This window comes from Dactylosporangium sp. McL0621 (assembly GCF_049995355.1).
Taxonomy (GTDB): Bacteria; Actinomycetota; Actinomycetes; order Mycobacteriales; family Micromonosporaceae; genus Dactylosporangium.
In genome coordinates, this window is record NZ_CP188259.1 from 3,624,410 (window position 1) to 3,636,586 (window position 12,177).

Below are 12,177 nucleotides of genomic sequence, written 5' to 3' on the forward strand. Positions count from 1 at the left end.
ACCCAAACGATCGATAAGGAAGATCATGATCGATGATCCGTACGACGAAGGGCTGCTCGACGTCGGCGACGGGCACCGGATGTACTACTCGGTCGGTGGCAACCCGGCCGGCGTGCCCGCGCTCGTCGTGCACGGCGGCCCGGGCTCGGGCTCCTCGCCCGGCGTGCGGCGGCTCTTCGACCCCGGCCGGTACCGCATCGTGCAGTTCGACCAGCGCATGTGCGGCCGCAGCACCCCGCACGCGAGCGAGCCGGGGGCCGACCTGAGCGCGAACACCACCGGCCACCTCCTGGCCGACATGGAGCGGCTGCGGGAGCACCTCGGCGTCGAGCGCTGGCTGCTGTACGGCGGGAGCTGGGGCTCGACCCTCATCCTGGCCTACGCCGAGCGCTACCCGGACCGGGTCGCGGCCGTCGTGCTCGCCGGCGTCACGACGGGCACGCGGGCGGAGCTGGAGTGGCTGTACCGCGGCGTCGGCCGGTTCGTGCCCGAGCAGTGGCACCGGTTCAGCGCCTTCGCCGGGCACGCCGACGACCTCCCCGCCGCCTACGACCGCCTCATGGCCGACCCGGCGACCCGTGACCGCGCCGCCCGGGAGTGGGTCACCTGGGAGGACGCGGTCATCGCCCACGAGGCTCAGGGCAAGCCGAATGCGTACAGCGACCGCCCGCCCCGGGCCCTGCTCGCCTTCGTGCGCATCTGCACCCACTACTTCGCCCGCGGCTGCTTCCTCGACGGCGTCGACCTCGTCGCCGGGGCCGCCCGGCTCGGCGGCGTGCCGGGCGTGCTCATCCACGGCCGGCTCGACCTCGGCGGCCCGCTCGAGAACGCCTGGCGGCTGTCGCGCGCCTGGCCCGGCAGCGAGCTGGTCGTGGTCGGCGACGGGCACACCGGCGGGCCCGCGACCGCCGCGGCGATCCGGGCGGCCCTGAACCGCGTCATCTGACTCGTTCCACCACGATTCGTCCGGCGTACGCCACCGAGTCATCGAGCGTCGTCGATGCATTCCTACATTCGCGTCCGTCAATCGACGGTTCGCACGTTAGGGATGCCCATGAATCACCGGATCAGGACGGCCGGGCTCGCGCTGGCCACGGCGGCGGCCGCGACCCTCGTCGCGCTCGGCTTCGCGGCGCCGGCGCGGGCGGCGGTCACCCCCGCGGCGCTGGCGCTGCGCTGGGCGCCGATCCACTACCAGGACGTCGACCAGACCGGCGCGCACGCGATCGGCGGCCGGGCCGACTACCTCAGCAAGGTCGACTACGACGGCGACCTCGTGGGCCGCAACAACTGGGAGCACGCGCCGGGCTACGCGCTGCGGGCCTACGTGTACTACTCGGTGGTCGAGACGGGTACCCACTGGTACCTCACCTACATGTTCTTCCACCCGCGCGACTGGATCGACCACCCGTTCTTCGAGGGCGAGCACGAGAACGACGCCGAGGGCGTGCTCCTCGCGGTCGAGAAGGACGGCTCCGCCTACGGCGTGCTGCGCGCTGCGGTGACCGTCGCGCACAGCGACTTCTACTCGTTCACCCCGGCCGGCAGCGGCTGGACCAACGGCGGGGAGACCATCGACGGCACGCTGTCCCTCGCCGCGTCGCCGCACGACGGCTTCCAGCACCCGGTGACCGCGCAGGAGGCGCACGGGCACGGGCTCAAGGCGTGGCCGTACTTCAACATCGACAACAACGGCGACGGCGACGGCATCGTGTACTACCCGTCGGCGACCACCGCCGAGGTGCCCTCCAGCGCCAACGACCGCGACGTGCAGTACCAGCTGATCGACGTCCTCGCGCCGGGCGGCCTGTGGGCGCAGCGCGCGAACCCGAGCCTGTTCGCGGGCTACGGCACGTTCGCCGGCGACGACACGAACACCGGCGCGGACAGCTGCGGCAACGGCACCTGGGACTGCACCACCGACTCGGCGAACGCGCCGTGGGGCTGGGACGACGGCAACGACGTGCCCGGCCGCGGCGAGCTCGCGACCGACCCGGCGCACGTCGCCGCCGCGTACTTCACCGTCCCCGGCTCGCTGGCGCGGACGTACACGTCGAACGGGTACACCGCGGGTTAAGAATTGACAGAACCGGCGGCTCCGATTGCATCGATGACGCTTGACTGGTCCGTTGAGTTGTGTGCATCTTTGACGGAACCTGAGCGTTTCCCCTCGAGCATCGGAGCCGCCACCGATGACCAGACGCCTGCTCGCCGGCCTCGTCGCCGCCGGGCTCCTAGCCGCGCTCGCGCCCGCCGTTCCCGCCGCGGCCGCGATCCCCGAGTACGCCACCGCCGAGGCCGGCAACCCGTTCGCCGACGGCTGGTACGCCGACCCCGACATCGCGGTCTACAACAACACGTACTGGGTCTACCCGACCACGTCGAAGAGCTACGCCGAGCAGACGTACCTCGACGCCTTCTCCAGCACCGACCTGGTCACCTGGACCAAGCACCCGAACGTGCTCACCACCGCGAACGTCTCCTGGGCGTCGTACGCGGTGTGGGCCCCGGCCCCGATCCAGCGCAACGGCCGGTACTACCTGTACTTCGCGGCCAACGACATCCAGAACAACTCCGCCCTGGGCGGCATCGGCGTCGCCGTCGCCGACAACCCGGCCGGCCCCTACCGCGACGCGCTGGGCAAGCCGCTCATCGGGCAGTACTACAACGGCGCCCAGCCCATCGACCAGGACGTCTTCATCGACGACGACGGGCAGGCCTACATCTACTACGGCGGGCACGGCCACGCCAACGTCGCCCGGCTCAACGCCGACATGACAAGCATCGGCACGTTCCCCGACGGCAGCACCTACAAGGAGATCACGCCGTCCGGGTACGTCGAGGGCCCCCAGATGTTCAAGCGCAACGGCAAGTACTACCTGATGTGGTCCGAGGGCGCCTGGACCGGCCCGGACTACTCGGTGTCGTACGCGATCGCGAACTCCCCGACCGGCCCGTTCACGCGGCTGGACAAGGTCCTCGCGCAGGACCCGGCGGTCGCGAAGGGCTCCGGGCACAACTCGGTCGTCAACGTGCCGGGCACCGACACGTGGTACATCTTCTACCACCGCCGGCCGCTGAGCGAGACCGACGGCAACCACCGCCAGCTCGCCTACGACCGCATGAACTTCAACGCCGACGGCACCATCCAGCGCGTCACCATGCGGGTCAAGGACAACTTCAACGACGCCAACGCGCTGGGCTGGAAGACCTTCGGCGGCAGCTTCTCCGCCGTCAACGGCCGCTACGAGGCCGGCAGCTCGCTGGGCGGCAAGGCGCTGCTGGACACCAACTTCGGCGACCTCACCTACGACGCCGACGTCACCGTCACCGCCGGCTCGGGCGACGCGGGCCTGGTGTTCCGGGCCACGGGCGCGGCGACCGGCACGGACGCGTACAGCGGCTACTACGCCGGGATCAGCCCGGCCGGGCGGGTCGTGCTGGGCCGGGCCGCGAACAACTGGACCCAGCTCGGCGCGGCGAACCTCACCGTGGCCGTGGGCACGACCTACCACCTGCGGGTGACCGCGGTCGGATCGTCGCTGAAGGTGTACGTCGACGACCTGGCCACCCCGCGGATCAGCGTGACCGACGCGACCTACGCCTCCGGGGCCGACGGCGTGCGGGTCTTCAACGCCGCGGCCGCGTTCGACAACGTGGCCGTCGGCGCGCCGGCCGGGCCCGGGACGAACCTCGCCCAGGGCCGCCCGGCGACCGGCTCGACGCCGTGCGCGGCGTCGGAGGGCCCGGAGAAGGCGGTCAACGGCAGCGTCGCCGGGGGCAACTCCGACAAGTTCTGCTCGTCGGTGGCGGGGGCCTGGCTGCAGGTCGACCTCGGCGCGACGAAGAGCATCTCCCGGTTCGAGGTCGCGCACGCGCAGGCCGGCGGGGAGTCGGCCGCGTACAACACCAGGGCCTTCACCATCGCGGTGTCCAACGACGGCACGACGTGGACCCAGGCGGTCGGCGTCACGAACAACACCGCCGCGAACACGACGCATCCGGTCAGCGGGGTCTCCGGGCGGTACGTGCGCCTCACCGCCGGCACCCCGACGCAGGGTGCCGACGGCGCGGCGCGGATCTACGAACTACGCGTGTTCTAGCGGTTCGTGTCCATCGTGGACAGCTTTTTGTTCATCGTGGATAGCGGTGCACGGCGTGGACGCCGGCGGGGCTGCTGGGCAGGCCGTCGAGGAGGTTCTCGAGGCGCTTGACCATCGGGTCGTCGGCGTCCGCGTCGTAGTCCTCGGGGCGGGTGTGGTCGCGGCCGGGCCGCACCCGGGCGGCGCGCAGCAGCATAGTGCCGAGCACGGCGACCATGAGGTTCACGGCGAGGGCGACGATCCCGACGTACACCGGCCAGCCGGCGATCGTGGTGATCGAGCCGCCGAAGTGGGCCTTGGCGATGGTGCCGCCCGGACCCGGCTGCGGGATGCGGTACAACATCACGAGCCCGGCCCCGAGACCCACGACGAGCCCGGCGATGAGCGCCAGGCGGTGGAACCAGCCGGTCACCAGGCCCACGAAGCCGGCCGGGATGGTCTGCAGGATGATGACCCCGCCGATCAGCTGCAGGTCGACCGAGAACGCCGGATCGAGCAGCAGGATGCAGCCGACCGCGCCGACCTTCACCACCAGCGACGTCCAGCGGCTGACCCGCGCCTCCTCGGCCGGGGCGGCGCCCGGGCGCAGGTACGCGCGGTAGATCGAGCGCGTGAACGCGTTCGCGGCGGCGATGGACATGACGGCGGCCGGGATGAGCGCGGCGATGCCGAACGCGGCCAGCGCGATGCCCGACGACCACGGCGGGAAGAGGGCGTGGAACAGCTGCGGCATCACGGTGTTGAGGTCGTGGCCGACCGGGAGCACGCCCTGCGACAGCGCGAAGAAGCCGAGCATGCCCATGAGCCCGAGCACCAGGCAGTAGATCGGCAGCGCGGCGGTGTTGCGCTGGACCGTCGAGCGGTCCTTCGCGGCGAGCATCGTCGTGAGCGCGTGCGGGTACACGAAGATCGACAGCGCGGAGCCGATGACCATGGTCAGGTAGGCGCTCTGCCCGGCCGACCCGCCCAGCAGCAGCCCGTCGGACGGCGACGGGGTCGCGGCGAAGTGCGCGCCGGCCCGCCGGAACGACTCGCCCCAGCCGCCGTTCATGGCCACGATCAGCAGCGCGGCCACGACGACCCAGCCCAGCAGCACGTCCTTGGCGATGGACAGCAGCGCGGGCGCACGCAGGCCGGAGCGGAACGTGCACAGCGCCACCACCGTGACCGCGGCCAGCAGCGGCCACTCACCTCGCATCCCGACCGTCTGCAGCACCGCCCGCAACGCGCTGAGCTGCACGGCGATGTACGGCATGGTGGCCGCGATCCCGGTGAGCGCGACGGCCGCGCCCAGCCCGCGGGAGCCGAAGCGGGCGGCGGCGAACTCCCCGGGCGTCACGAACCCGTGCCGGTGCGCGACCGACCAGGCCCGCGTGGTGAAGATGAACGACAGCGGCGTGGTGAGCGTCGCGAACGGGATGGCGAAGAAGCCCATCGCGCCGACGCCGTAGGTGAGGGCGGGCACGGCGACGAAGGTGTACGCGCTGTACATGCTCCCGCCGAGCAGGAACCACGTCGTCCAGTTGCCGAAGGCCCGGCCGCCGACGCCCCACTCCTCGAGGCTGTGGATGTCCCGCGGCCGCCGCCAGCGGGCCGCGCCGACGCCGAGCAGCAGCATCGCGATCATGAGCCCGACGAAGACGGCGGACTCGACCCCGCCGTTCATCGGCCGAACTCCTGCCGGCGGTTGCGCAGGTGCACCCCGGCGATGATCAGCATGGCGAGCAGGACGCAGGCCATCTGGTACCAGTAGAAGAACGGCACGCCCCACAGCGCTGGGTCGGCGCGGTCGTACAGGGGTGTGAGCAGCGGCGCGACCGTAGGTATGACGAGTAACCAGTAGCCTGAGCGGCGGCGGGCGGGCGGTGCCATCGGGCCTCCTTCGGAGCGGGGGGTGTGGCGCGATGGTACTGGCAAGTAACTTCACGCGACAGGCCCCTTCACGTGCGCTGCGGCAAGTACCGTGCGCCCGTCGCGGTACTGCTGGAAGATCGCCTTGCGGCTCCTGCGGGCCTCGTCGGCGTCCACATCGGAGCGGAACCGCCAGTCCGGCTCGTCCATTTGCGCGCGCGTGTGCACCAGGTCGCCAAGGACGAGCAGCCGCCGGTCGCTGCCGTTCGTGACGAGCACGCTCGTGTGCCCGGGTGTGTGCCCCGGCGTGGGGATCGCGTGCAGATGAGGGTGGTCGAGGCGTTCGCGGCGCTGTTCGATGTGTGCGAGCACGCGGTCGGGGTCGGGCCCGACGCCGCCGGGGCGGTCGCTCCAGTAGTCCCATTCGCGCTGGTCGACGGCGTAGCGGGCGCGGGGGAAGGCCCCGACCCAGCCCACGTGGTCGCGGTGCAGGTGGGTGAGCACGACGAGGTCAACCTCTTCGGGCGCGACCATGAGTTTGCGGAGATTCTCGATCAGCGCGCCGTCGTGCTCCGTTTCGTTTCCGCTCCTTCCCAGGCCGGCGTCGATGAGAATCGTGTCGCTCGATGTACGAACGAGGAACGCCCCGACGCGCGCAACCACGTTGCCGTGCGGGTCGAGCAGGTGGCGGTGCGGCCCCCAGTCACTGCCGGGAAAGAACTCCTCAGCCGCCCCACGAACCTCACCGTCCACGACAAACTCAACGCGCGTTTCGCCAATCTCAATGACCGTTTCGCCGATGTCCACGCCCCAAACCCTCGGCCGAACCGTCCTTTACGCACAAGTACGCACTTGCAAGTGCGTCCACACTTACAACCACACGGGCCGCCGTCGCCCGCGGGGTCGAACCACGGTCTGCACAGCCGTACGCACCGACAAGTGCCGCGTCCACGGTCGATCCTGTGCGTCGCCCCTCACTTCCGACCGCTCACCGTTCGTGTCGGATCGCGGTCTGCGCGGACGTCCGCACTGACAAGTGCACGCCCATGGTCGTTCATGTGCGTCCCCCCTCACTTCCGACCGCTCCCCGCCGGGTCGGACCGTGGGCTGCGCGGACGTGCGGACTTACAAGTGCCGCGTCGATGGCCGATTTTGTGCGTGGTCCCTCACTTCCGACTGCTGCCCGTCCGGTCGGACTGTGACCTGGACAGCCGTACGCACTGACAAGTGCGCGTCTATGGTCGATCCTGTGCGTCGTCCCTCAATTCCGACCGCTCCCCGCCCGCGGCCCGGCACGCTGCTGCCCGCCGGCGCCGACCTTTCCTGCCCACAGACCTGCGCGACCCGCCAGACCCTGGCTCGCCTGGCCGACCGCTGGACGGTGCAGTTGCTGGACCGCCTCGCGACGGCCCCGCACCGCTTCGGCGAACTGCGCGCATCAACCCCGGGCATCAGCGAGAAGATGCTGACCCAGACGCTGCGCAGCCTGGAGCGCGACGGCCTCCTGCGCACCTCCGACGCCGGGTACGCCCTGACGCCGCTGGGGCTCTCCCTGCTCGAGCCGCTGTCAGCGGTCCGTATGTGGGCCCGCACAAACATGTCGTCGATCGACGAGGCTCGCCGCTCCTACGACGGGCCGCACTAGAACGGCCAGCGGCGCCAGTGATCGCTGTGGCGCCGGGCGCCACGCTGCTGGGTTTTTCGCTGCTGGTGCCGCTGTCGGTGGTTGTGTGTGGCCGCCGGGCGCCACGATGCTGGGGTTTCACCGCTGCTGCCGCCGTTGGTGGTTTGTGCGTGGGCGCGCACGAACATGTCGCCGATCGGCGGGGCTCGCTGCTCCTACGACGAGACGCGCTCAACGGCCGGCGATGCGGGCGACGCCAGCGATCATTGTGGCCGCCGGGCGCCATGCTGCTGGGGTTTCCCTGCCGGTCCGCTTTTGGTGGTTGTGTGTGGGCGCGCACGAACATGTCGTCGATGGGCAAGGCCTCGCCGCTCCTACGATGGGCCGCTCTAGAACCGCCGTCGTTATCGATGATCGCCGGGCCGCCAAGGGCCCCCGTCAGCCGCCAAGGGCCCCGTCAGCCGCCAAGGGCCCCGTCAGCCGCCAAGGGCCCCGTCAGCCGCCAAGGGCCCCCGTCAGCCGCCAAGGGCCCCGTCAGCCGCCAAGGGCCCCCGTCAGCCGCCAAGGGCCACCGTCAGCGGTGCAGGGAGATGGTCCGCGCCGGTGATCGCGGCCGTTGCCGAAATCCTCAGCGGCGCAGGGCGCGGCCCGCGCCGGCGATCACCGTTGTTGCCAGGACCCAGCCGGCGGCCATGATCAGGACGGCGGCCGCCTTGTCCGGGCCCGCCGGGTTCCAGGCGTGTTCGTGGCCCAGGTCGACCAGCGGTACGAGCAGATCCAGGGTGTACAGCAGCGGGTCCCAGGTCGGTGACTCGCCCGGCTTCACCGGGGGTAGTGGGCCGCTCCACGCGAACCACGCCGACCCCGCGCCGAAGACCGCCACCAGCCACAGCAGCGCCCGCGCCGGGCGGTAGCCGAAGCCTATCGTCGCGTCCTGCACCGCGCCCCACACCGCGCCCAGGCGGCCCATCGCGCGGTGCCGCAGGCGTTCGCGCACTCGGAGGACCTGGCGCGCCTCCTGCTCGCGGCCGTCGCGGCGCAGGGCCGCGGCGAGCTGGTCGTACGGGCCCGGCGCGAACGTGGGGTCGTAGCGCGCCATCCAGGCCAGGCGCTCGCGGGCGGTCCAGGCGGTCGTGTCGCTCGAGCGGCGGCTGATCCGATCGTACGTCAGGCCCCCGAGCTCGATCGTGCACGCCGCCGGCCAGCCGACCGGGTCGTCGACCAGGCGGCCCACGCGCGCGTCGCGCAGCACGACGGCGCCGGTCGACGACGGGTCCGGGCGCAGTGTCAGCATCCGCGTCTCGGCCTCGATGAGCAGCAGCGCGGAGTCGTCGGGAGTCCGCAGTACCGAGCGCTGCAGCACGATCGCCGCGGCGGCGCGCAGGCCGATGAACATCACCATGCCCTCGGCGACCAGCTCGTGGGCCCACACGCCGCCGCCGACCACGGCGCCGTTCGCGGCGATCGCCGGGCCTCCGTCCGCCGGTGCGCGCATCGTGCACTGCGCGATGTTCAGGTCGCCGGCGATGCGCGCGCCCTCCAGCCGGACGCCGCAACCGTACGTCGATCCGTGCCCGATCCGCGCATCGCCCTCCACCACCGCGCGCTGCAGGTTCACGGCGCCGCCGAAAGCGGTGCCCGACAGGTCCAGCGCGCCGTCGACCCGCACGTGGTGGAACCAGGCCTCGCCCGTCACCGTCGCCCTGCGCATCCCGAACCAGCGGCGCACGCGCAGTGACTCGGCGTCCAGCGACGGCAGCGTGCACTCGTCGAGGTTCAGCGAGCCGAGCTCCGCGTGGTCGAGCACCAGCGGATGCTCGAACGTGCAGCGCCGCAGCCGGACCGGCGAGTCGATGCGCGCGCCGGTCAGGTCGAGCCGGCCGGTGATGCGCGCACCGCTCAGGTCGATGCGCGCGGTGCGCCCGGGCCGCGCGGCCGGGCCGTCGAGCAGCAGCTCGGCGATGAGCGAGGCCGGCACCGGCGCGCCGCGGGCGTCCAGGGGCAGGCCGGCGCGGAAGGCGGTGCGGACGGCACGGAGGATCCCTCTCACGAGGGATCCGTCCCGCTCCTGTCGGCGATGCGGACTAGGCGGCCCCGGCGAAAGCATCGACGCATGTCCAGAACAATACTGACGATCCTCATCTGGGTCGGCGTCGTCGGGCTCGGCGTCGGCTTCGGCGGCGGGGTGTTCGAGAAGCTCACGGCCCAGGTCGCGACCGTGCCCGGCAGCGAGAACGAGCGCGCCCTCGACCTGCGCGAGCAGGCCGGCGGCCCCGCCGGGCAGCACCTCACCGTCGTCGTCACCGGCGGCGCCGACGCCGGCCCCGCGCTCGAGGCCGCGCGCACCATGCCCGGCGTGACCGAGGTTGCCCCGCCGCTGCCCAGCGCCGACGGGCAGGCCGTGCTCACCGACATCACGCTCACGGCGGAGGCGACCGAGGCCCAGGCCGGCGCGGTCGCCGAGCGCATCCGCGCGGCCGCGCCGGGCCGGATCACGGTCGCCGGCGGGCCGCTGACGGACACCGAGTTCGGCATGCAGGCGCAGAGCGACGTCCAGCGCGCCGAGATCTTCACGCTGCCGGTGGTGCTGATCCTGCTCATCGTGGTCTTCGGCGGCCTCGTCGCGGGGCTGATGCCCCTGATGGTCGCCCTGGCCGGCACGGGCGCCACCTTCGGGATCCTGTACCTCGGCAGCTTCGTCACCGACATCAGCGTCTACGCCATCCAGGTCGCCACGATGCTGAGCATGGGCCTCGCGGTCGACTACGGGCTGCTGCTCATCAGCCGGTACCGCACCGAACTGGCCCAGACCGCCGACCGCGACGAGGCCCTGCGGCGGGCCGTCGCCAAGGCCGGCCGCACCATCGCCGTCACCGGGCTGACCGTCGCCGCGAGCCTGCTCGGCCTCACCGTGTTCCCGGACGCGTTCCTGCGCTCGATGGGCCTGGCCGGCGCCGGCGTCGTCGTCGTGGACATGCTCGCGGTGCTCACCCTGCTGCCCGCCGTGCTGCGGCTCGTCGGCGGCCGGATCAAACCGGCGCGCGCCGCGGCCGGAGCCGGCGTGTTCGGCCGGCTCGCCCACGCCGTCCAGCGCCGCCCGCTGCTGGTCACGCTGGTCACCGCGGCCGGAGTGCTGCTGCTGGCGGTACCGTCGCTGCATCTTCGTCTCACCAACAGTGACGCGCGCGCCCTGCCGGCGACGACCGAGACGCGCAAGCAGTACGACGTGCTCGCCGCGCACTTCCCGGACCTGGTCGGCCCCGACGCCATCGCCGCCGTCGTGCGCTCGCCCGCCGGCGCCGCCGCGACCGCGGACTTCGCCGCGCGGGTGCGCTCGGTGCCGGGTGTGTCTACAGTGGAGGTTGTACCGGTCTCCGCCGACGTCAGCGTCGTGCGCGCGACGCCGGCGCACCAGCCCTGGACCGCCGACGGCCGCGCGACCCTGCAGGCGGTGCGGGACCTGCCGGCGCCGTTCGAGGTGCTGGTGGCCGGCGACGCCGCGCGGCTCGTCGACTACCGCGCCATGCTCGCCGAGTACGGGCCGTGGGCCGCGCTCGTCGTGCTCGTGGCCACCTTCGCGCTGCTGGCCTTGTTCACCCGCTCGGTCCTGCTGCCCGTCAAGGCGGTGCTGACCAGCCTGCTGAGCATCGCCGCGGCGTTCGGCGCGATCGTGTGGGTGTTCCAGGACGGCCACCTCGCGAGCTGGTTCGGCACCGGGCGGCTCGACGCGGTCGACCTCACCGTGCCGGTACTCGTCGCCGCCATCGCGTTCGGCCTCTCCGTCGACTACGAGGTGTTCCTCCTGGCCAGAATCCGGGAGCGGTACCTGCAGAGCGCCGACGCCCGCGAAGCCGTCGCCGTCGGCCTGCAGCAGACCGGGCGGATCGTCACCTCGGCGGCCCTGCTGCTCGTGGTGGTGTTCGCGGGCTTCCTGCTCGGCGGGTTCGCGCCCATCAAGGAGATCGGCCTCGGCCTGGTGGTGGCCATCGTGCTCGACGCCACCGTGGTGCGGATGCTGCTCGTGCCGGCCACGATGACGCTGCTCGGCCGCGCGAACTGGTGGCCGTCCCGCCCGCCGGCGCGTCCATCCACTGTGGATCGCGAGCTCGTCGCCGCCGGATAACATGGCGCGGTGATCGACCTCGACCACTGTCCCGCGGGTACGTGCTCCGGGCCGGCGCCGCTGCTGCGCCGGCCCGGGGTGCGTCTCGCGATCGTGGTGGGGCTGGGGCTGCTCGCGGCGTGCCCGGCGGCCCCGCCCGGGGCGCACGTGTTCGCCCGCACCGCGCCGGCGCCCGTTGCCTGCCGCCTCGTCGCCGACGTGTACCACGTGCTGGCCGCCGGCCCCTGTCCGCGCGGCTGACGTGGCTCTGTGTCCACGCCGCCGACCCGGCCTCCTTGTCCGCGCTGGCGTGGCCTTTATGTTCGCGCGCCGGAGTGGCCCCCTTGTCCGCGCGCCGGCGTGGCCTTCTCCTGTGCGCGCGCTGGCGTGGCCTCCTTGTCCGCGCGCCGGCGTGGCCTTCTCCTGTGCGCGCGCTGGCATGGCCTCCTTGTCCGCGCGCCGGCGTGGCCTTCTCCTGTGCGCGCGCTGGCGTGGCC

General features: G+C 72.3%; 10 protein-coding genes. 6 read left to right on the forward strand and 4 right to left on the reverse strand.

Annotated elements, in window-relative coordinates; all coding sequences use genetic code 11:
- Positions 1 to 25 precede the first annotated feature (25 nt).
- From pip to ACPPVO_RS17120, 3 genes are all read left to right on the forward strand, one after another.
- Complete coding sequence (gene pip / locus ACPPVO_RS17110; protein ID WP_426512187.1) at positions 26 to 946, forward strand: prolyl aminopeptidase; 921 nt, start codon at positions 26 to 28, stop codon at positions 944 to 946.
- Between the two features lie 108 nt (positions 947 to 1,054).
- Positions 1,055 to 2,077: a hypothetical protein gene (locus tag ACPPVO_RS17115; protein ID WP_426512188.1), complete on the forward strand. Its 1,023-nt coding sequence runs from the start codon at positions 1,055 to 1,057 to the stop codon at positions 2,075 to 2,077.
- Between the two features lie 115 nt (positions 2,078 to 2,192).
- On the forward strand, positions 2,193 to 4,103 hold the full coding sequence (locus tag ACPPVO_RS17120) for a family 43 glycosylhydrolase (protein WP_426512189.1): 1,911 nt from the start codon (positions 2,193 to 2,195) through the stop codon (positions 4,101 to 4,103).
- Positions 4,104 to 4,134: 31 nt separating this feature from the next.
- On the opposite strand, the gene ACPPVO_RS17125 is transcribed toward ACPPVO_RS17120, so the two are convergent.
- Genes ACPPVO_RS17125 through ACPPVO_RS17135 form a run of 3 tightly spaced genes read right to left on the reverse strand, consistent with a single transcriptional unit; the run spans position 4,135 to position 6,761 of the window.
- Positions 4,135 to 5,769: a sodium:solute symporter family protein gene (locus tag ACPPVO_RS17125; protein ID WP_426512190.1), complete on the reverse strand. Its 1,635-nt coding sequence runs from the start codon at positions 5,767 to 5,769 to the stop codon at positions 4,135 to 4,137.
- Positions 5,766 to 5,975 (reverse strand): DUF3311 domain-containing protein, encoded by a 210-nt coding sequence (locus ACPPVO_RS17130; RefSeq protein WP_426512191.1) that lies wholly within the window; start codon positions 5,973 to 5,975, stop codon positions 5,766 to 5,768. The genes ACPPVO_RS17125 and ACPPVO_RS17130 overlap by 4 nt, the downstream gene beginning before the upstream one ends.
- A gap of 51 nt (positions 5,976 to 6,026) precedes the next feature.
- Complete coding sequence (locus tag ACPPVO_RS17135; protein WP_426512192.1) at positions 6,027 to 6,761, reverse strand: MBL fold metallo-hydrolase; 735 nt, start codon at positions 6,759 to 6,761, stop codon at positions 6,027 to 6,029.
- 442 nt (positions 6,762 to 7,203) lie between these two features.
- Between ACPPVO_RS17135 and ACPPVO_RS17140 the strand changes: the two genes are divergently transcribed.
- Complete coding sequence (locus ACPPVO_RS17140) at positions 7,204 to 7,599, forward strand: winged helix-turn-helix transcriptional regulator (RefSeq protein WP_426512193.1); 396 nt, start codon at positions 7,204 to 7,206, stop codon at positions 7,597 to 7,599.
- Positions 7,600 to 8,206: 607 nt separating this feature from the next.
- Here the strand turns inward: ACPPVO_RS17140 and ACPPVO_RS17145 are convergent.
- Positions 8,207 to 9,628 (reverse strand): hypothetical protein, encoded by a 1,422-nt coding sequence (locus tag ACPPVO_RS17145; RefSeq protein ID WP_426512194.1) that lies wholly within the window; start codon positions 9,626 to 9,628, stop codon positions 8,207 to 8,209.
- Positions 9,629 to 9,691: 63 nt separating this feature from the next.
- Between ACPPVO_RS17145 and ACPPVO_RS17150 the strand changes: the two genes are divergently transcribed.
- Positions 9,692 to 11,701 carry an MMPL family transporter gene (locus ACPPVO_RS17150; protein ID WP_426512195.1) on the forward strand — a complete coding sequence of 670 codons (2,010 nt, stop codon included), beginning with the start codon at positions 9,692 to 9,694 and terminating at the stop codon, positions 11,699 to 11,701.
- Positions 11,702 to 11,710: 9 nt separating this feature from the next.
- The gene (locus ACPPVO_RS17155; protein ID WP_426512196.1) at positions 11,711 to 11,941 is read left to right on the forward strand and encodes a hypothetical protein; all 231 of its coding nucleotides are present in this window, start codon (positions 11,711 to 11,713) and stop codon (positions 11,939 to 11,941) included.
- Positions 11,942 to 12,177: the final 236 nt, after the last annotated feature.